General features: G+C 63.2%; 20 protein-coding genes and 1 pseudogene. All 21 read left to right on the top strand.

All coding sequences use genetic code 11. The features are described from left to right. The first annotated feature begins 1 nt into the window (after position 1). Positions 2-1,222, top strand: coding sequence for an NADH-quinone oxidoreductase subunit D (locus ACP16H_RS01310; RefSeq protein WP_425070781.1), 1,221 nt, complete (start codon positions 2-4; stop codon positions 1,220-1,222). Positions 1,223-1,290: 68 nt separating this feature from the next. After that, positions 1,291-1,617, top strand: a complete 327-nt coding sequence (locus tag ACP16H_RS01305) for a hypothetical protein (protein WP_425070426.1) — start codon at positions 1,291-1,293, stop codon at positions 1,615-1,617. A gap of 78 nt (positions 1,618-1,695) precedes the next feature. Continuing rightward, positions 1,696-2,409: pseudogene (gene nuoE, locus ACP16H_RS01300) on the top strand (NADH-quinone oxidoreductase subunit NuoE); the annotation flags it as partial. Between the two features lie 220 nt (positions 2,410-2,629). After that, positions 2,630-3,949, top strand: coding sequence for a hypothetical protein (locus ACP16H_RS01295; RefSeq protein ID WP_425070425.1), 1,320 nt, complete (start codon positions 2,630-2,632; stop codon positions 3,947-3,949). Positions 3,950-4,116: 167 nt separating this feature from the next. Continuing rightward, complete coding sequence (locus ACP16H_RS01290) at positions 4,117-4,764, top strand: hypothetical protein (protein WP_425070424.1); 648 nt, start codon at positions 4,117-4,119, stop codon at positions 4,762-4,764. 29 nt (positions 4,765-4,793) lie between these two features. Beyond that, positions 4,794-5,012, top strand: coding sequence for a DUF5337 domain-containing protein (locus tag ACP16H_RS01285; RefSeq protein ID WP_425070423.1), 219 nt, complete (start codon positions 4,794-4,796; stop codon positions 5,010-5,012). 3 nt (positions 5,013-5,015) lie between these two features. Next, positions 5,016-6,314: an NADH-quinone oxidoreductase subunit NuoF gene (nuoF, locus tag ACP16H_RS01280; RefSeq protein WP_425070422.1), complete on the top strand. Its 1,299-nt coding sequence runs from the start codon at positions 5,016-5,018 to the stop codon at positions 6,312-6,314. A 2-nt stretch (positions 6,315-6,316) separates the two neighbouring features. Next, complete coding sequence (locus ACP16H_RS01275; protein WP_425070421.1) at positions 6,317-6,946, top strand: hypothetical protein; 630 nt, start codon at positions 6,317-6,319, stop codon at positions 6,944-6,946. 471 nt (positions 6,947-7,417) lie between these two features. Next, complete coding sequence (locus ACP16H_RS01270; RefSeq protein WP_425070420.1) at positions 7,418-7,858, top strand: hypothetical protein; 441 nt, start codon at positions 7,418-7,420, stop codon at positions 7,856-7,858. A 133-nt stretch (positions 7,859-7,991) separates the two neighbouring features. After that, positions 7,992-8,384, top strand: coding sequence for a DUF5333 domain-containing protein (locus ACP16H_RS01265; protein ID WP_425070419.1), 393 nt, complete (start codon positions 7,992-7,994; stop codon positions 8,382-8,384). Positions 8,385-8,653: 269 nt separating this feature from the next. Next, entirely contained in the window at positions 8,654-10,672 is a 2,019-nt protein-coding gene (nuoG, locus tag ACP16H_RS01260) for an NADH-quinone oxidoreductase subunit NuoG (protein WP_425070418.1), read from the top strand. Positions 10,673-10,696: 24 nt separating this feature from the next. Further along, positions 10,697-11,065, top strand: coding sequence for a hypothetical protein (locus ACP16H_RS01255; protein WP_425070417.1), 369 nt, complete (start codon positions 10,697-10,699; stop codon positions 11,063-11,065). Positions 11,066-11,072: 7 nt separating this feature from the next. Then, positions 11,073-12,110: an NADH-quinone oxidoreductase subunit NuoH gene (gene nuoH, locus ACP16H_RS01250; protein WP_425070416.1), complete on the top strand. Its 1,038-nt coding sequence runs from the start codon at positions 11,073-11,075 to the stop codon at positions 12,108-12,110. 117 nt (positions 12,111-12,227) lie between these two features. Further along, positions 12,228-12,572, top strand: coding sequence for a hypothetical protein (locus ACP16H_RS01245; RefSeq protein ID WP_425070415.1), 345 nt, complete (start codon positions 12,228-12,230; stop codon positions 12,570-12,572). Continuing rightward, on the top strand, positions 12,573-13,067 hold the full coding sequence (gene nuoI, locus ACP16H_RS01240; protein WP_425070414.1) for an NADH-quinone oxidoreductase subunit NuoI: 495 nt from the start codon (positions 12,573-12,575) through the stop codon (positions 13,065-13,067). A 121-nt stretch (positions 13,068-13,188) separates the two neighbouring features. Continuing rightward, positions 13,189-13,593 (top strand): carboxymuconolactone decarboxylase family protein, encoded by a 405-nt coding sequence (locus tag ACP16H_RS01235; protein ID WP_425070413.1) that lies wholly within the window; start codon positions 13,189-13,191, stop codon positions 13,591-13,593. Beyond that, on the top strand, positions 13,590-14,192 hold the full coding sequence (locus ACP16H_RS01230) for an NADH-quinone oxidoreductase subunit J (protein ID WP_425070412.1): 603 nt from the start codon (positions 13,590-13,592) through the stop codon (positions 14,190-14,192). The genes ACP16H_RS01235 and ACP16H_RS01230 overlap by 4 nt, the downstream gene beginning before the upstream one ends. A 76-nt stretch (positions 14,193-14,268) precedes the next feature. After that, positions 14,269-14,457, top strand: a complete 189-nt coding sequence (locus tag ACP16H_RS01225) for a hypothetical protein (protein WP_425070411.1) — start codon at positions 14,269-14,271, stop codon at positions 14,455-14,457. Positions 14,458-14,598: 141 nt separating this feature from the next. Beyond that, positions 14,599-14,904, top strand: a complete 306-nt coding sequence (nuoK, locus tag ACP16H_RS01220; RefSeq protein ID WP_005857510.1) for an NADH-quinone oxidoreductase subunit NuoK — start codon at positions 14,599-14,601, stop codon at positions 14,902-14,904. A 6-nt stretch (positions 14,905-14,910) separates the two neighbouring features. Continuing rightward, positions 14,911-17,043 (top strand): NADH-quinone oxidoreductase subunit L, encoded by a 2,133-nt coding sequence (nuoL, locus tag ACP16H_RS01215; protein WP_425070410.1) that lies wholly within the window; start codon positions 14,911-14,913, stop codon positions 17,041-17,043. Next, positions 17,043-18,608, top strand: coding sequence for an NADH-quinone oxidoreductase subunit M (locus ACP16H_RS01210; protein ID WP_425070409.1), 1,566 nt, complete (start codon positions 17,043-17,045; stop codon positions 18,606-18,608). The genes nuoL and ACP16H_RS01210 overlap by 1 nt, the downstream gene beginning before the upstream one ends. The last annotated feature ends 5 nt before the right edge of the window (positions 18,609-18,613 follow it).

Genomic DNA, 18,613 nt, shown 5'->3' with positions numbered 1-18,613 from the left:
GATGGACGGCTCCAAGGGTTTTGACGACGCGCTGACCGGCGAACAGAAGATCCGCAACTTCAACATCAACTTTGGCCCGCAGCACCCGGCAGCACACGGCGTGCTGCGCCTCGTGCTGGAGCTGGACGGCGAGATCGTCGAACGTTGCGACCCGCATATCGGCCTGCTGCACCGTGGCACCGAAAAGCTGATGGAATCGCGCACCTACCTGCAGAACCTGCCGTATTTCGACCGTCTCGACTACGTGGCACCGATGAACCAGGAGCACGCCTGGTGTCTGGCCATCGAACGTCTGTGCGGCGTCGAGGTGCCGCGCCGGGGCTCTCTGATCCGCGTGCTGTATTCGGAAATCGGCCGCGTGCTGAACCACCTGCTGAACGTGACGACTCAGGCCATGGACGTGGGCGCGCTGACGCCGCCGCTCTGGGGCTTCGAAGAGCGTGAAAAGCTGATGATCTTCTACGAGCGGGCCTGTGGCGCGCGCCTGCACGCGGCCTACTTCCGCCCCGGCGGTGTGCACCAGGACCTGCCGCCCGCGCTGCTGGACGATATCGAGAAGTGGGCGCATGAGTTCCCCACGATCCTCGCCGATATCGACGGCCTACTGACCGAGAACCGCATCTTTAAGCAGCGCAACTGCGACATCGGCGTGGTGAACGAGCAGGAGATCCAGGACTGGGGCTTCTCGGGCGTCATGGTGCGCGGCTCTGGTCTGGCATGGGATCTGCGCCGTGCGCAGCCCTATGAATGCTACGACGAATTCGACTTCCAGATCCCGGTGGGCAAGAACGGCGATTGCTTCGACCGCTACCTCGTCCGCATGGAAGAGATGCGCCAGTCGGTGAAGATCATCCTGCAAGCCATTGAAAAGCTGCGCGCCCCCGAAGGCCAGGGCGACGTGCTGGCACGGGGCAAGATCACCCCTCCGAAGCGCAGCGACATGAAGACCTCGATGGAAAGCCTGATCCATCACTTCAAGCTTTACACCGAAGGCTTCCACGTACCCGCGGGCGAGGTCTATGCCGCTGTCGAGGCGCCTAAGGGCGAATTCGGCGTGTATCTGGTGGCCGATGGCACCAACAAGCCTTACCGCGCCAAGCTGCGCGCGCCGGGCTACCTGCACCTTCAGGCGATGGACCACGTTGCTAAGGGGCACCAGCTGGCCGACGTGGCGGCGATCATCGGCACGATGGACATCGTGTTCGGCGAGGTTGACCGCTGAGACGCGACAACCGGGGCCTGATGGTCCCGGCAATAGCAGGCAAAACGCCCGCAAAGAGGGAAGTGACGATGAAGAAACTGGTTCTTGCTTTGCCGCTGATGGCGCTGACCGCTGGCTGCGTCGAACTGGGCATGGCTCCGCAGGACACCACGCCCGAGATGCTGGCGAGCTGGGATACCGCCGTCGCGTCCGTCGGTTGCTCGCTGGTGAGCGAGGTGGATTACCTTCCGGTGGAGCTTCAGACCGGCCTGCCGCGTGAGAAGGTCATCGAGATCGCACAGTACAAGGTCGCCAAGGGCGAGGCCGTGTCGCTGGACAATGGCGGCGTGCGGTCGGTCATCGGCACCTGCACGCCTCCGGCGGAACCGGCGGCCGCACCAGCGGTCCAGTCGTAAGCGGTCAGTTACACGCAGTCCGGGCGGGCTGAAATTTTCGTGCGCGGGTCAGGCCCGCGACATAGAGGGATCAAAGAGATGCTGCGTAGGTTGCACCCCGAACAGCCCGAGAGCTTTGCCTTTACCGAGGCGAACATGGCCTGGGCCAAGGAACAGATCACCAAGTACCCGGCGGGTCGTCAGCAAAGCGCTGTGATCCCGCTCTTGTGGCGCGCGCAGGAGCAGGAAGGTTGGCTTAGCCGTCCCGCGATCGAATATGTGGCGGACATGCTGGGCATGGCCTACATTCGCGCGCTGGAGGTGGCGACCTTCTACTTCATGTTCCAGTTGCAGCCGACCGGGTCGGTGGCGCATGTGCAGATCTGCGGCACGACCTCCTGCCTGATTTGCGGCGCCGAGGACCTCATCGCCGTCTGCAAGGAAAAGATCGCACCGAAGCCGCACGCGCTGTCGGCAGACGGCAAGTTCTCGTGGGAAGAGGTGGAATGCCTCGGGTCCTGCACGAACGCGCCCATGGCGCAGATTGGCAAGGACTATTACGAGGACCTGACCGCCGACAGCCTGCGGTCCCTGCTGGACCGTCTTGCAAAAGGCGAGGTGCCGCAGGTCGGTCCGCAAAACGGTCGCATGGGCTCCGAGCCGAAGGGCGGCGCAACGACCCTGACGGAATTTGTCAATGCCTCGATCAAGATGAGCGCCTCGGCGCAGTTGGCGCATGACATCGGCGACACTGTGAAGCGCATCGACGGCACCGAGGTGCCGCTGAAGGCGCCGTGGAACGATCAGTCGGGGACGCGCGGGGCCTGACAACAGGTTTCTTCGGGAGCGGGAGGCTTTCGAAGTCTGAAAGGTCCCGAGGGACCGTTTGAAACGCCCGGCGCCACCGCGTCGGGCGTTGTTCTTTTGTCTTAAAGGGTGACTCCGCAATTGCCTAAGCGGCGGAGTCCGGCAAAAGTGTTAAAAAAGTGAAAATGGTTCCTGCGAAGACAGGAGAAAACGGGAGTGTTGTTGAATGCGGACTGATGGGAATTGCGCGGTGAAGAGCTGGGGCATGGCGGCGGTGCTTGGGCTGCTGGCCTTCCTGCTGCTGATGGGGCAGGGGCTGGGGACGGCGCTGTTCCTGGGGGTGCTGGCCTTCGTGCTTCTGGGGCTGTTGTTCAACTGGCTGTTCTGCGCACCGCTGCCCGAAGCGCGTCCCGCGACGACGACTGCGACGGTGACGACTGCGGCCCCGGCACCTTCGGCGAAGGCTGAACCGACAGCCGGAACCGCGACTACCACCGGCGTGGCGGCGGCTGGTGCTGCGGGTACGGAAGATCAGGCTGCAGCAGAGACGAGCTCTGAAGCGGCGGCGGGATCTGGCCCGGAAGCGGTTACGGAAACTGCCGATGAGGCGGGCGCAACGGCGGATGCCGCAGTTGATACGGCGGGGGACGACACGCCGCCTGCGGCAGATGCAGCGGACGCGACCGATGCCGCCACACCCAAGGCCACGGAGCCCGCAGGCGTGGCGGGTCAGGTCGGATCGCAGGTGAAACCGTCGACGCCCTTGGCAGGCGAGGCGGAGCTTGCATCGCGCAAGGGGTCCTGGACCTACAGCCCGGACCGTTCGGCGACCGGTGGCGCAGATACAGCGGCAGCCGGGTCCGAAGGTTCTGCGATGGCAGAGGCCACCGCCCCTGACGCCAACACCGATGCGGGCACCACTGCGACAGCAGAGGCCAAAGCTTCGAGCCCCGCTGTCACCGAAGCGAAAGCAGTCAGTTCCGATGCGGCAACGCCTGCATCGGACGCACCCGCATCCACATCGACCGACTCCGACACGGCCCGCGGCGGCGGCGAGGCTGGGATCAAGGTGAAGCCGTCGACTGCGCTGGCGGGCGAGGCAGAACTGGCATCGCGCAAAGGCGGCTGGACCTACAGCAAGGACGGCCCGGCTGCCGGAGCGGCAACCGGAGCGGCGCCCGCGGACTCCACCGAACCCGCTTCTGATGCCACGGCAGATTTCGACGGTGACGGCTCGCTTGAGGGGACTGGCGAAGGCGAGAAGCCCGCACTGCTGGATGGCCCGCGCGAGGGTGGTGCGGACAATCTCAAGGAAATCAAGGGAATCGGTCCGAAACTGGAGCGCCTGTGCCATTCGCTGGGCGTCTACCACTTCGACCAGATCGCGGGGTGGAGCGACCAGGAAGTCGCCTGGGTCAACGCGAATCTGGGCGGTTTCAAGGGCCGCGTGACCCGTGACAATTGGGTGGAGCAGGCCAAGATCCTGGCGTCCGGCGGCGAGACCGAGTTCTCGCAGCGTGTCGAAAAAGGCGGCGTTTACGATTGATGTGATGCATTGCAGGGCGCTGTTCGGCGCCCTGCGACACAGCCATGACTTGCACATGGCCCCGGGTTGTGTCAGGCGTGAACCTGGCACTGTTGGGGAGGAACGGCGCTTCACAGGCACGCGTTGCGGGCAGGATCCGCGCGCGTCGAAAGAGCGAGGACGTGACCATGGCAATGAGCCCCCTGAAAGTTTTTACCCCTGATTATTCGCCCGTCGTGAAGATGATGGCGATGCAGACCCGTTTGGCGATCGAGACCAGCCAAAGCATGATGAAGCTGGCGATGCTGCCCTGGAAGGGCACGCCGATGGCCAAGTTTTCCATGCCGGGCATGACGGTCGGTTTCGGCTCCATCTGCAACCCGGCAGGGACGGCGAAGACCGCCGAGGCTCCGAAGGCTGCACCGGTGGCAAAGGCGGCCCCGAAGGCGGTGGCCAAGCCCGCAGCCAAGGTCGCGGCACCAAAGCCCGAGGTGAAGGCGGAAGCCGCGAAGATTGAAGCCCCGAAGGTCGCAGAAGCTCCGAAAGCCGAAGAACCCAAGGCAGAGTTTGCGAAGCCTGCGGCAAAGGTCGAAACTCCGAAAGCCGAGGCGCCGAAGGCCGAGGCCAAGCCCGCTGCACCGAAAGCGGAGCCGGTGAAGGCAGAGGCGGCGCCTGCCGCCAAGCCCGAGGCGCCCAAGGCGCAGGTTGCGGCTCCGGCGAAGGTGGCCACCAAGCCCGCGGCCCGCAAGGCAGCGGCCAAGCCGCGCGCAGGACGCACGGCGGCTGCAAAGCCTGCTGCCAAGAAGCCGGACACCACTCCGAAGCCGACAAACTGATCGGCCTCAAAGACTGAAAACGGAAGACCATGGCGAAGAAAGACGAACTGAACCGGCAGGGACGCAAGGTTGCGTTGATGATTGCCGGGGTAGGTGTGTACTGGATCGCCATCACCGCCCTTGGGCAGGCGCTGGACTGGAGCCAGCGCCTGCGCGCTTTGTTCGATCTTGTTGCATTGGCGGGGTTTATCTGGGCGGTCTGGATGATATACGGGCTCTGGCGTTCGCGCCGAGATGATGAAGGATAAGAGATGCTTCAGGACCAGGACCGGATTTTCACCAATATCTACGGCATGCATGACCGCACACTCGACGGTGCGAAGAAGCGTGGCCATTGGGACGGCACCAAGGACATCATCGGCAAGGGCCGCGACTGGATCATCGACGAGATGAAGGCCAGCGGTCTGCGTGGGCGCGGCGGTGCGGGCTTTCCGACCGGTCTGAAATGGTCCTTCATGCCGAAGGAATCGGATGGCCGTCCCTCCTACTTGGTGGTGAACGCCGACGAATCGGAGCCGGGGACCTGCAAGGACCGCGAAATCATGCGCCACGATCCGCACACGCTGATCGAGGGCTGCCTGATCGCCTCCTTCGCGATGCAGGCGCATGTCTGCTACATCTACATCCGCGGCGAATACATCCGCGAGCGCGAGGCGCTTCAGGCGGCGATTGACGAGGCCTATGACGCGGGCCTTCTGGGCAAGAACGCCGCTGGCTCGGGCTGGGATTTCGAGCTCTTCGTGCATCACGGCGCCGGGGCCTACATCTGCGGTGAGGAAACCGCGCTGCTGGAATCGCTCGAAGGCAAGAAGGGCATGCCCCGGATGAAGCCGCCGTTCCCGGCGGGCTCGGGTCTGTACGGTTGCCCGACCACGGTGAACAACGTCGAATCGATTGCCGTGGTGCCGACCATCCTGCGGCGCGGCGCGTCCTGGTTCGCGGGCTTTGGCCGCGAGAACAACGCCGGGACGAAGTTGTTCGCCATCTCCGGCCACGTGAACAACCCCTGCGTCGTCGAAGAGGCGATGTCCATCAGCTTTGAAGAGCTGATCGAGAAGCACTGTGGCGGCATCCGCGGCGGCTGGGACAACCTTAAGGCGGTCATTCCCGGTGGCTCCTCCGTCCCTTGCGTGCGCGGGGAGAAGATGAAGGACGCCATCATGGACTTCGATTACCTGCGCGGCGAGCTGGGCTCCGGCCTTGGCACGGCGGCGGTGATCGTGATGGACAAGCAGACCGACATCATCAAGGCGATCTGGCGCCTGTCCAAGTTCTACAAGCACGAGTCCTGCGGCCAGTGCACGCCGTGCCGCGAGGGCACCGGCTGGATGATGCGCGTGATGGACCGTCTTGTGCGCGGCGAGGCCGACGAGGAAGAGATCGACATGCTGTGGGACGTGACCAAGCAGGTCGAGGGCCACACGATCTGTGCATTGGGTGACGCAGCGGCCTGGCCAATCCAGGGCCTGATCCGCAACTTCCGCGACGAGATCGAAGACCGCATCAAGGCACAGAAGGCCGGGCGGGTCAGCGCCGTGGCTGCGGAGTAATCATGCCGGTCCAAGGACTGTCCAAGGCCCTTCGCCGGTTGGCGGGGGGCCTTGTGCTTTTGGCGGGGTCGGCGGCGGCAGAGGGCATTCCCGGCCCGACGCTGGAAAGCGTGCTGGAGATCACCGGTTTCTGGCTTCAAGAGGATTACGACAGGCGCGAGGCTCTGCTGCCGTTGGTCGAATCGGAAGGGATCGGCGCGCTCTATCTGTCGGATCGGCTGGTGCATCTTGATGCGGAGGCGCTGGCAGAAGGCGGGATGTTTGACACTCTTTTGAAGATCGGGCCGCATCTGCAGATGCGAGGGGTGTCGATCCGTTCAATGTCGGTGATCGAGGAGACACCCGGCTACGTCATCGAAGTGAACGGCATTCATTATGAAGTCTATTCGAAACGTGAGGCTGACCGCAGTTGGGAACTGGCGACGGAAACCTTCGTGCGATTGGTGAGTGACCTGCTGCCCTCAGAAGGCAGAGACCGGTTCTACGCGCTCAACTCCGGCAATGACCTGAGCGGATTTTTTCTGCCGCCCGAGGTCCTGCCGTTTTTCATCGCTGGAGATGTGCAGGTTTCGGATCGGCCCTATACGCCAACACGCAAGGGGCCGGACTACGGGATGCCCGCGGACGGGTGAGCCTCACGAGATGTCTTTCAAAACGGTGTCGATGCAGATCGCAGGGTTTTTCCTCAAGGCAAAACGTAGAAACATTGCGGTGGTAGCCAAAGACAACCTGTCAGGTGCGAGAGAGCCGAAGCCCCAACAGGAATGGCAGAAGGTGGTCCGTTGCCGGCCACCTTCGCAAGGTCGCTGATCGCGGTGAGTCGGGGACGGCGCTCAGCCGCCGTCGGTGGAGATCTTCAGAGAGAGCTTTTTATCCGGCGGAAGACCTTCGGTCAGATCGTGGGGCACGATCGCGGGCAGCGGACGGATGGGGAAGGCGTGGGTCATCGGCTCTCTCCTTGTACTACGCATGTAACTGCCGATGGGGCGATCCGGTTCCCTGCGACTTCGTGCAAGTGCTTGACCTGACAGGCGCGCGGGGCGAAGGTGACGCCGCCTTGGCAGGGGCGCCAAGGCTCAAGGCCAAAGAACAAGGGCAGAGACATGAAAAACACCGCAGGCCTTCTCCGGAAAACGCCGACCGCGCGACGCGATGCTCTGGTGAAACAGCGGGAGTTGCCGCAGATAACGTCTGCCGATCTGCTGAAACTGGTGTTGATCCTTGCCGTCGCAGCGTCGCTTGCAGGGTGCGGCCGGCTTGGGAAAGGCGCCCGAGAGCAGGTCCAGACCTTTGACGGCCAAGTGTTTCGGGGCAGCGCCAAGGCGTTGGATGACGGGCCAGCGCATTTTGTGGCCTCGGTGCGGGAGCCGGCGAAGTCCATCGATGGCGCCGTTCAGGCCGCGACGTACCAAGCGACGAAATACTGCATCGAGACCTACGGCACCTCTGACATCGACTGGGAGGTCGGGCCGGATACGCCGAAGGATCAATTGGCAGTAACCAGCGAGTCGCTGAGCCTCACGGGCCGATGCCGCGACCTCTGAGCGCGGACTTGCCTACAGGTGTTTTCCAGACGGTGCGGTTCCGCGCAAAAACCGGTTTTCATGGACCCGTTATTGCATAACGTTGGGAAAACACGATCTCTGGAGACAAGCGTCCATTCATGAGGAGCCAGATATGCGCCTGATTCCCACCGTCATTCTGTGTCTGGCCATTGCGGCTCCGGCAATGGCCAAGCCCGCCCTGCGCGAGGTGAAGGAAATCGACGACACGTTGATGCAAATTGCTATCGCAGACGAGATTCGGAAGTCTTGTGATGATATCGGAGCGCGGATGCTTCGGGCCCTTGGGCAGGTAAGCAGCCTGAAATCGAAGGCGCAAAGCCTTGGGTACAGCAGCGCCGAAATCGACGAGTACGTGACGTCCAAGGCTGAAAAGAAACGGATGCGCAGCAAGGCTGAGGCCTGGTTGGCATCGCAAGGTGTGAATGCCAAAGATGACGCGGCATTGTGCGCATTTGGTCACGCTCAGATCGACAAGAAGACTTATATCGGTTCTCTTCTGCATTGATCTGGACGCGGTCTGAACGGTCTTCCGGGTTAACGAAAAGTTACTTACCCTGTGATTGAGCGTGAAAATCCGGGTTTTACGGGCGCGAATGTGATCACACATTCGCGCTTGCGCATGCAAGTGGCGCACCCGCGTCGATTTTTCCCGGAATTTCCGGCCAATTTCCGGCCCCTGCATCTGGCGTGTTGGCAAAACGCGCGGTAGAACCCGTGCCAAGTCGCGCCCGACTTTCGTCGGAGCGCCGCCATCTGCAATGGAGAGGCACCGGCATGTCCGACTTGCGCAAGCTCATCATCGACGGTCAGGAAATCGAGGTGGACGGGGCCATGACCCTGATCCAGGCGTGCGAGGAGGCGGGCATCGAAGTGCCGCGCTTCTGCTACCACGAGCGCCTGTCGATTGCCGGGAACTGCCGGATGTGTCTGGTGGAGGTCGTCGGCGGCCCGCCCAAGCCCGCGGCCTCCTGCGCGATGCAGGTCCGCGACCTGCGCCCGGGCCGCAATGGCGAACCCCCCGAGGTAAAGACCAATTCGCCCATGGTTAAGAAGGCCCGTGAAGGGGTGATGGAGTTCCTGCTCATCAACCACCCGCTGGATTGCCCGATCTGCGATCAGGGTGGCGAATGTGACCTTCAGGATCAGGCAATGGCCTATGGCGTGGATTTCTCGCGCTTTACCGAGGCCAAGCGCGCATCGACCGACCTGGACCTTGGTCCGCTGGTCGAGACCCACATGACGCGCTGCATCTCCTGCACCCGCTGCGTGCGTTTTACCACGGAGATCGCGGGCCTGACGCTGATGGGCCAGACCGGTCGCGGCGAAGATGCGGAAATCACGAGCTACCTGAACCAGACGCTCGAATCGAACATGCAGGGCAACATCATCGACCTGTGCCCGGTGGGCGCGCTGGTGTCGAAGCCCTACGCCTTTACCGCCCGTCCTTGGGAACTCACCAAGACCGAGACCATCGACGTGATGGACGCGCTCGGGTCGAACATCCGTGTGGATACCAAGGGGCGCGAAGTCATGCGCATCCTGCCGCGCAACAATGACGGCGTGAACGAGGAGTGGATCTCGGACAAGACCCGCTTTGTCTGGGACGGCCTGCGCCGCCAGCGTCTGGATCGCCCCTACGTGCGCGAGAACGGCAAGCTGCGACCGGCGTCGTGGTCCGAAGCGCTGTCGCTGGCCGCGTCCAAGATCAAGGGCGCGTCCAAGCTGGCCGGTCTGGTCGGTGATCTCGCCCCGGTCGAGGCAGTCTACTCGCTGAAGCAACTGGTCGAGGGGCAGGGCGGTGTCGTCGAATGTCGCACCGACGGGGCAAAGCTGCCCGCCGGGAATCGGTCGGGCTATGTCGGCACGGCGGCGATCGAGGATATCGATTCGGCCGAGATGATTCTCCTGATCGGCACCAATCCCCGCGAGGAAGCGCCGGTTCTGAACAGCCGTATCCGTGCGGCATGGGCGCGCGGTGCCAAGGTGGCGCGCATCGGTGCGCCGGTGGACCTAACCTTCCCGGTGATCGAACTGGGCACGGGTCGCGCGGCGCTGGCGAACCTCGCCAAGATGGACCATTCCGACAAGGACGGCGTGGCCGGTGTCATGATCGTCGGTCAAGGCGCGCTGAACGAGGCCGATGGCGCAGCGGTACTGGGCACGGCGATGCAGATGGCCGAAGCCGGGTCGTCCAGGTTCATGGTTCTGCACACCGCCGCATCGCGCGTGGGTGCGATGGACGTGGGTGCGGTCAATGACCGTGGCATGGACGCGGTGAACGAGGCGGACGTGATCTACAACCTCGGCGCGGACGAGGTGGAGATCGGCGAAGGCGCATTCGTGATCTACCAGGGCTCGCACGGCGACCGTGGCGCGCACCGCGCCGACGTGATCCTGCCGGGCGCCGCCTATACCGAGGAGCAGGGCCTGTTCGTCAACACCGAAGGCCGTCCGCAGCTGGCGCTGCGTGCCGGGTTCGCTCCGGGTGAGGCCAAGGAAAACTGGGCGATCTTCCGGGCGCTGTCGGCGGAACTGGAGGCCAAGCTGCCGTGGGATTCGCTGGCGCAGCTGCGTCAGGCGCTGGTCGCCGATGTGCCGCATCTGGCGCAGATCGACGAAGTGCCGGAAAACGCATGGCAGCCTCTGGAGGCCGGGTCGCTGGGCGACGCCGATTTCCGTTACGCGGTCAAGGATTTCTGGCTGACCAACCCGATCGCGCGTGCCTCCGAGGTCATGGCGGAACTGTCCCGCCTCGCAAAAGAGCGCGAGGCCGCGCCCATGGCGGCGGAATAAGTGCGCGTGGGTGGGGTGATAGCCATGCTGGCCCTCGGTGCCCTGGGTGCCTGCGACACGTCGCAGGCGCAACAGGGGCCGTACAACCCTGCCTATCAGGGTGTGGAAACGCACCTGCTGGACGGTGACCTGGTGAACTTCCGCGTGGCCATGAAGGGCGCGCGGTCGTCCACGGATGTGGACGAATATGCCGAATGTGCGGCGGCGCAATATGCGCTGATCCGTGGCTACGGCTTCGCACGACATGTGCGTACAAATGTATACGAAGAGGGTGGCCTCTGGCGTGGAGATGCGGTTTACACCATCTCGGCGGCGCTGCCCCGTGGGCTGAGAACGATCGACGCAGAGGTCACCGCTCTGGCCTGCGCCGAGAACGGAATACCGATGGTGTGAGGACCTGATGGCTGAATTCTTCTCCGACAATCCCTGGGGTATCGCGATCTGGATCGTGTTCACGATTCTCGCGCTGCTGGTGCCACTTCTCGTATCGCTGGCGTTCCTGATGTGGGGCGACCGCAAGATCTGGGCCGCGGTCCAGATGCGGCGCGGTCCGAACGTGGTGGGCCTGTTCGGCCTGCTGCAGTCCTTTGCGGACTTCCTGAAATACATCGTCAAGGAAGTCGTCGTCCCGGCGGGCGCGGACCGCTTCGTGTTCTTCCTCGCGCCGATGGTGTCTCTGGTCATGGCCTTCATCGCCTGGGCGGTGATTCCCTTCAACGACGGCTGGGTGATCGCGGACATCAACGTGGCGATCCTTTACGTCTTCGCCATCTCCTCGCTCGAAGTCTACGGCGTCATCATGGGCGGCTGGGCGTCGAACTCGAAGTATCCGTTCCTCGGCTCGCTGCGGTCTGCGGCGCAGATGATTTCCTATGAGGTCTCCATCGGCCTCATCATCATCGGCGTGGTGATCTCCTCCGGTTCGCTGAACTTCGGCAACATCGTCGCGGCGCAGGACGGCATGGGCATCCTGTCGTGGTACTGGCTGCCTCACTTCCCGATGATGATCCTGTTCTTCATCTCGGCGCTGGCCGAAACCAACCGCCCGCCCTTCGACCTTCCCGAAGCGGAATCGGAACTGGTGGCGGGCTACCAGGTGGAATATTCCTCGACGCCCTTCCTGCTGTTCATGATCGGCGAACTGACCGCCGTCGTGCTGATGTGCGCGCTGGTGTCGCTGCTGTTCCTTGGCGGCTGGCTGTCGCCGGTGGAATTCCTGCCCGATGGCGTCTTCTGGATGTGCATCAAGATGGTCTTTGTCTTCTTCATCTTCTCGATGGTGAAGGCGATCACCCCGCGCTACCGCTACGACCAGCTGATGCGCCTGGGCTGGAAGGTCTTCCTGCCGATGTCGCTGGCCTGGGTGGTCTTTGTCGCCTTCGCCGCACGGTTCGAGTGGTTCTGGGGCCTCTACACCCGCTGGGCGGTGGGGAGCTGATATGACGGCAGCGCGGAAACATACTGTTTCTGTTTGCCTGACGGGCGCGTCGCAGGACGGTGCTACGGTCGGGGCAGGGGCACGCATGAAGTGTGCCCCGTGCATGGGAGAACCCAGATGACCGACCTTCGCAAAGCCATCCTCGACGCCAAGTACATCGACATGATCGCCCTGGGCGATTTCGTGGTCCGCGATTGCGGGCTGCCGGACATGGACGCGCAGGGCAACCTGCTGCCGCAAGCCAATGAAATCGCCGCCGCGATCTTTCGCTGGGCGGCGGACATGCAGGCGATGGAGGATGCACCGCGTGCTTCTTCCGTTGCGCAACAGGCGGAGGACGAGGCCGAGCAGGCCTCGCAGCCCCTGAACGAATATGACGAACACGGCGACCCGATCATGGACGCCGAAGAGGCCGAGCGGCTCGAAGCAGCCCGCGAAGCCGTGAAAGAGGAGAGCGCGTAGATGGCTTCCATCGATTATGGACGGGCGGCCAAGTACTTCTTGCTGGCGGACTTCGTGAAAGGGTTCCAGCTGGGTCTGAAGTACTTCTTTGCCCCCAAGGCGACGGTGAACTACCCGCACGAGAAGGGGCCGCTGTCGCCCCGCTTCCGTGGTGAACATGCGCTGCGCCGCTATCCCAACGGCGAAGAGCGCTGCATCGCGTGCAAGCTGTGCGAGGCGATCTGCCCGGCGCAGGCAATCACCATCGACGCGGAACCCCGTGACGACGGCTCGCGCCGGACAACCCGTTACGACATCGACATGACCAAGTGCATCTACTGCGGCTTCTGCCAGGAAGCCTGCCCGGTGGATGCCATCGTCGAAGGTCCGAACTTCGAGTTCTCGACCGAAACCCGCGAGGAACTGTTCTACAACAAGGAGAAACTCCTTGCGAACGGTGACCGCTGGGAGGCCGAGATCGCGCGCAACTTGGAACTGGATGCGCCCTACCGATGACCTGTTTTGCCGCCCGCTTCCTGCCGCTGTCGACCCGGACGCCTGTCCGGGCGCGCGGCTGTGCGGGTGGCCGTGCCGAGTGTTCTGTTGAGGTTTCAACCCTCCAGAAGGAGCACGCGCAATGACGGCCAAGACCCCCTTTGAACTGATGATGGAACAGGCGCAGGAGATGGCGAAAGCCTTCAATCCTGCCATGACATCGTTTGACCCCAAGGGGTTCGAAAAGCTCTGGCCGACCATGTCCAAGGACGCGATGGAAATGTTCTTTGGCAAGGGCTTGTCCAAGTCGGGGCTGGATGCCAAGACGCGGCTGCTGCTGACCCTTGCGGGACTCACCATGCAGGGCGCGCAGGCTGAGACGCCGTTCAGAATGACCGTGCGCCATGCCATGGAGGCAGGCGCCACCGAAGAAGAGATCGCCGAGACCATCGCACAGATGTCGATGTTCGCAGGCATACCCGCCATGACCCGCGCCATGGATTTGGCGCGCGAGGTCATGGCCGACAAAAAGGATGACGAGACATGATGGTCTTTGCCTTCTACCTGTTTACGCTGGGCGTGATCGCCGGGGGCCTGTTCACGGTCGTCAGCCGCAACCCGGTGCACTCGGTTCTATGGCTGATCCTGGCCTTCCTGTCGGCGGCGGGGCTGTTCGTGCTGATGGGTGCTGAATTCGTAGCCATGCTGCTGGTCATCGTCTACGTCGGCGCGGTGGCGGTTCTGTTCCTCTTCGTCGTGATGATGCTGGACGTCGATTTCGCCGAGCTGAAGGCGGAGATGGCCAAGTACCTGCCGCTGGGCCTGCTGATCGGCCTCGTGATCCTGATGGAACTGGGCATGGCCTTCGGCGCCTGGGAAGCTTCCGAAGTGGCGGCGGCGCAGCTGTCCGCGCCGATACCGGAAGGTGTGGAAAACACCGCCGCGCTGGGTCTGGTCCTGTACGACCGTTACTTCCTGCTGTTCCAGCTGGCGGGCCTGATCCTGCTGGTCGCCATGATCGGCGCCATCGTCCTGACCCTGCGCCACCGCAAGGACGTCAAGCGTCAGGACGTTCTGGCGCAGATGTACCGCGATCCGGCCAAGGCCATGGAACTGCGGGACGTGCGCCCGGGGCAGGGGCTCTGATCTTGCGGGGCCCCGTGCGGGGCCTTGCACCTGACTGCGGGGGCATCCTGCCCGCGCGCCTTTCGGAGGTCGCTGCATGAGCGGCGTTTGGGACATCCTTTTCTCGCCCGTGGGGCTCGCGCTCTACGCCGGGTTCTGGGCGTTGAAACTGACGGTGGGTGTCTGGGTGGTGACCAAGGTGGTCGCCTTCCTGCCCGGACGGCACCGGATCTGGGCGGAAGAAAAGCTGATCCGCCTGCGGCTGATGAAACGGCCGCTGCCCTGAGGGGCAGATGGCCGAAGCCCTGAGGGGCGCGTGATTATCGCTCCGGCAACGGGGCAGGGTGCCTAAGGCGCCAAGACTACGAGAGCCCCGCCAAGGGGCGAGACGACCAAATCGAGCGGGCACAGGCCCGGAGGGACACGTATGATCGGATTGGAACATTACCTGACCGTCGCCGCGGTGCTTTTTGTGATCGGCATCTTCGGGCTTTTCCTGAACCGGAAGAACGTGATCATCCTGCTGATGAGCATCGAACTGATGCTGCTGGCGGTGAACATCAACCTCGTCGCGTTTTCCACGCACCTCGGCGACCTCGCCGGGCAGGTCTTTACCCTCTTCGTGCTGACCGTGGCCGCCGCAGAGGCCGCCATCGGCCTCGCGATCCTGGTCTGCTTCTTCCGCAACCGCGGCACCATCGCCGTGGAAGACGTCAACGTGATGAAAGGCTAAGCCCAGATGGAGAGCATCATCCTCTTTGCGCCCCTCGTGGGCGCGCTGATCGCGGGCTTCGGCTGGAAGTTCATCGGCATTCGCGGCGCCCAGTGGATCACCACCGGGCTGCTGTTCCTGGCCTGCGCGTTCTCGTGGATCGTCTTCCTGACCCATGGTCCGGAAACGCAGCACATCCAGATCATGCGCTGGATTGAAAGCGGCACGCTGTCGACCGACTGGTCGATCCGCCTGGACCGCCTGACCTCGATCATGCTGATTGTCGTCACCACCGTGTCCTCGCTCGTGCACCTGTATTCCTTCGGCTACATGGCGCATGACGACAACTTCAAGCACGGGGAAGAAAGCTACAAGGCGCGCTTCTTCGCCTACCTGTCGTTCTTCACCTTCGCCATGCTGATGCTGGTGACCTCGGACAACCTCGTTCAGATGTTCTTTGGCTGGGAAGGCGTGGGTGTCGCATCCTACCTGCTGATCGGCTTCTACTACCGCAAGCCCTCGGCCAACGCCGCCGCGATCAAGGCCTTCGTGGTCAACCGCGTCGGTGACTTCGGCTTCGCGCTGGGGATCTTCGGGCTGTATTACCTGACGGACTCCGTGCGCTTCGACGACATCTTTGCCGCCGCTCCGGCGCTGGCCGAGACGCAGCTGACCTTCCTCTGGGGCACCTGGAACGCCGCCGAGGTCTGTGCCTTCCTGCTGTTCGTCGGTGCCATGGGCAAATCCGCGCAGCTGTTCCTGCACACCTGGCTGCCCGACGCGATGGAAGGTCCGACCCCGGTGTCGGCCCTGATCCACGCCGCGACCATGGTGACGGCGGGTGTCTTCCTCGTCTGCCGCATGTCGCCGCTGATGGAATACGCGCCGCACGCCATGGCCTTTGTCACCTTCCTCGGGGCGACCACGGCCTTCTTCGCCGCGACCGTCGGCCTTGTGCAGAACGACATCAAGCGCGTGATCGCCTATTCGACCTGTTCGCAGCTGGGCTACATGTTCGTGGCCGCCGGTGTGGGCGTCTACTCGGTCGCCATGTTCCACCTGTTCACGCACGCCTTCTTCAAGGCGATGCTGTTCCTTGGCGCGGGTTCCGTGATCCACGGGATGCACCACGAGCAGGACATGCGGAACTACGGTGGCCTGCGCAAGAAACTGCCGCTGACCTTCTGGGCGATGATGATCGGCACGCTGGCCATCACCGGCGTCGGCATCCCGCTGACCCACTTCGGTTTCGCGGGCTTCCTGTCCAAGGACGCCGTGATCGAAAGCGCATGGGCAGGCACCGCAGGCGGCTACGCCTTCTGGATGCTGGTCATCGCGGCGCTGTTCACGTCCTTCTACTCGTGGCGCCTGATCTTCCTGACCTTCTTCGGCAAGCCGCGCGGCGACAAGCACACGCATGAGCACGCGCATGAAAGCCCGACGGTCATGCTGATTCCGCTGGGGGTGCTGGCGCTCGGGGCGATCTTCTCGGGGATGATCTGGTACAATTCCTTCTTCGGCGACCATGACAAGCTGCTGTCCTTCTTCGGGATGCCCGCGCATCACGAGGTGGCAGACATGTCCCACGTCGAAGGCAACGCCGAATTGCAGGCCGCCGCCGACACGGCGAATGCCGACCACGCCGCCCCGACTGAGGGCCATGGCGAGGCTGCTGCCGCCGACCATGGTGCGGATCACGGGATGGCCCCGCAGGGCGCGATCTTCATGGCCGCCGACAACACCGTTCTGGATGACGCACACCACGCGCCGACCTGGGTGAAGGTCAGCCCCTTCATCGCAATGCTGATCGGTTTCGCGGTCTCCTACTGGTTCTACATCGTGAACCCGTCGCTGCCCAAGCGTCTGGCCGAGAACCAGCGCCCGCTGTACCTGTTCCTGCTGAACAAGTGGTACTTCGACGAGATCTACGATTTCCTCTTCGTGCAGCCCGCCAAGAAACTGGGCCGCATCCTGTGGAAAGCCGGTGACGAGGCGATCATCAAGGGCGGGATCAACGGTCTTGCCATGGGTATCGTGCCCTGGGTCACCCGTCTCGCAGGTCGCGCGCAGTCCGGCTACATCTTCACCTATGCCTTTGCCATGGTCATCGGGATCGCGGTCCTGGTCACCTGGATGTCTATCTCCGGAGGGGCACACTGATGTCGAACCTTCTCTCCATCGTCACCTTCCTGCCCGCGCTGGCGGCCCTGATCCTCGCGGTGTTCCTGCGTGGATCGGACGAGGCGGCGCAGCGCAACGCGAAGTGGCTGGCGCTCATTGCCTCGGTGGCGACGTTTGTCATCTCGCTGTTCATCCTGGCGCAGTTCGACGCCTCGGACACCGGCTTCCAGATGCTGGAAGAGGGTGAATGGCTGATGGGCCTGAGCTATCGCATGGGCGTGGACGGCATCTCGGTGCTGTTCGTCATGCTGACCACCTTCATGATGCCGCTGGTCATCTGGGCCAGCTGGGACGTGAAGCATCGCGTGACCGAATACATGATCGCCTTCCTGATGCTGGAAACGCTGATGCTCGGCGTGTTCATGGCGCTGGACCTGGTCCTGTTCTACGTCTTCTTCGAAGCGGGCCTGATCCCGATGTTCCTCATCATCGGTATCTGGGGCGGCAAGGATCGCATCTACGCTTCGTTCAAGTTCTTCCTCTACACCTTCCTCGGCTCGGTGCTGATGCTGGTGGCAATGATCGCGATGTACGCAGACGCGGGCACCACCTGCATCGGTGGCTGCGAGCTGTCGCTGCTGACGCATAACTTTGCCTCGGACGATTTCAGCGTACTGGGCATCCACATCGTGGGCGGCATGCAGACGCTGCTGTTCCTCGCGTTCTTCGCCTCCTTCGCGGTGAAGATGCCGATGTGGCCAGTGCACACATGGCTGCCCGAGGCGCACGTGCAGGCACCGACCGCGGGCTCGGTCGTGCTGGCGGCGATCCTGCTGAAGATGGGCGGCTACGGCTTCATCCGCTTCTCGCTGGCGATGTTCCCGGTGGGCTCTGACGTGATGGCGAACTTCGTCTTCACCCTGTCGGTCGTCGCGATCATCTACACCTCGCTGGTGGCGCTGGTGCAGGAGGACATGAAGAAGCTCATCGCCTATTCGTCCGTCGCGCACATGGGTTACGTGACCATGGGTATCTTTGCGGCGAACCAGCAGGGCCTCGACGGCGCGATCTTCCAGATGATCTCGCACGGGTTCATTTCTGGGGCGCTGTTCCTCTGTGTCGGCGTGATCTATGACCGGATGCACACCCGCGAGATCGACGCCTACGGCGGTCTGGTGAACCGGATGCCGGCCTATGCGCTGATCTTCATGTTCTTCACCATGGCGAACGTGGGCCTTCCGGGCACCTCGGGCTTCATCGGGGAGTTCCTGACGCTCGCAGGCATCTTCCAAGTCAACACCTGGGTGGCGGCTGGCGCGGCGACCGGCGTGATCCTGTCGGCTGCCTATGCGCTGTGGCTGTACCGCCGCGTGGTCATGGGCGACCTCATCAAGGAAAGCCTGAAGACCATCAAGGACATGACGCGCCGCGAAAAGATGATCTTTGCGCCTCTGGTGGCCATGACCCTGTGGCTGGGTGTCTACCCGGCGCCGGTCCTGGACCGCATCGGGCCGAGCGTCGAGGCGCTGGTTTCGCACTATGACATGGCGCTGGAAAGCGCGGGCCGGTCTGCGGAGACGCAGGTCGCCACTTCTGGACACTGAGAGGG

This window comes from Sagittula sp. S175, from assembly GCF_049800975.1.
Classification (GTDB): domain Bacteria; phylum Pseudomonadota; class Alphaproteobacteria; order Rhodobacterales; family Rhodobacteraceae; genus Sagittula.
This window is presented reverse-complemented; position numbering and strand designations above follow the sequence as displayed.

What these genes read in the sequence shown, in the direction of transcription:
- ACP16H_RS01245 (WP_425070415.1), top strand. Translation starts at nt 12,228, where the DNA reads ATGACCGACCTTCGCAAAGCCATCCTCGACGCCAAGTACATCGACATG.
- ACP16H_RS01295 (WP_425070425.1), top strand. Translation starts at nt 2,630, where the DNA reads ATGCGGACTGATGGGAATTGCGCGGTGAAGAGCTGGGGCATGGCGGCG.
- nuoF (WP_425070422.1), top strand. Translation starts at nt 5,016, where the DNA reads ATGCTTCAGGACCAGGACCGGATTTTCACCAATATCTACGGCATGCAT.
- nuoL (WP_425070410.1), top strand. Translation starts at nt 14,911, where the DNA reads ATGGAGAGCATCATCCTCTTTGCGCCCCTCGTGGGCGCGCTGATCGCG.
- ACP16H_RS01255 (WP_425070417.1), top strand. Translation starts at nt 10,697, where the DNA reads ATGCTGGCCCTCGGTGCCCTGGGTGCCTGCGACACGTCGCAGGCGCAA.
- nuoH (WP_425070416.1), top strand. Translation starts at nt 11,073, where the DNA reads ATGGCTGAATTCTTCTCCGACAATCCCTGGGGTATCGCGATCTGGATC.
- ACP16H_RS01265 (WP_425070419.1), top strand. Translation starts at nt 7,992, where the DNA reads ATGCGCCTGATTCCCACCGTCATTCTGTGTCTGGCCATTGCGGCTCCG.
- ACP16H_RS01225 (WP_425070411.1), top strand. Translation starts at nt 14,269, where the DNA reads ATGAGCGGCGTTTGGGACATCCTTTTCTCGCCCGTGGGGCTCGCGCTC.
- nuoG (WP_425070418.1), top strand. Translation starts at nt 8,654, where the DNA reads ATGTCCGACTTGCGCAAGCTCATCATCGACGGTCAGGAAATCGAGGTG.
- ACP16H_RS01305 (WP_425070426.1), top strand. Translation starts at nt 1,291, where the DNA reads ATGAAGAAACTGGTTCTTGCTTTGCCGCTGATGGCGCTGACCGCTGGC.
- ACP16H_RS01275 (WP_425070421.1), top strand. Translation starts at nt 6,317, where the DNA reads ATGCCGGTCCAAGGACTGTCCAAGGCCCTTCGCCGGTTGGCGGGGGGC.
- nuoI (WP_425070414.1), top strand. Translation starts at nt 12,573, where the DNA reads ATGGCTTCCATCGATTATGGACGGGCGGCCAAGTACTTCTTGCTGGCG.
- ACP16H_RS01235 (WP_425070413.1), top strand. Translation starts at nt 13,189, where the DNA reads ATGACGGCCAAGACCCCCTTTGAACTGATGATGGAACAGGCGCAGGAG.
- ACP16H_RS01230 (WP_425070412.1), top strand. Translation starts at nt 13,590, where the DNA reads ATGATGGTCTTTGCCTTCTACCTGTTTACGCTGGGCGTGATCGCCGGG.
- ACP16H_RS01310 (WP_425070781.1), top strand. Translation starts at nt 2, where the DNA reads ATGGACGGCTCCAAGGGTTTTGACGACGCGCTGACCGGCGAACAGAAG.
- ACP16H_RS01290 (WP_425070424.1), top strand. Translation starts at nt 4,117, where the DNA reads ATGGCAATGAGCCCCCTGAAAGTTTTTACCCCTGATTATTCGCCCGTC.
- ACP16H_RS01210 (WP_425070409.1), top strand. Translation starts at nt 17,043, where the DNA reads ATGTCGAACCTTCTCTCCATCGTCACCTTCCTGCCCGCGCTGGCGGCC.
- nuoK (WP_005857510.1), top strand. Translation starts at nt 14,599, where the DNA reads ATGATCGGATTGGAACATTACCTGACCGTCGCCGCGGTGCTTTTTGTG.
- ACP16H_RS01285 (WP_425070423.1), top strand. Translation starts at nt 4,794, where the DNA reads ATGGCGAAGAAAGACGAACTGAACCGGCAGGGACGCAAGGTTGCGTTG.
- ACP16H_RS01270 (WP_425070420.1), top strand. Translation starts at nt 7,418, where the DNA reads ATGAAAAACACCGCAGGCCTTCTCCGGAAAACGCCGACCGCGCGACGC.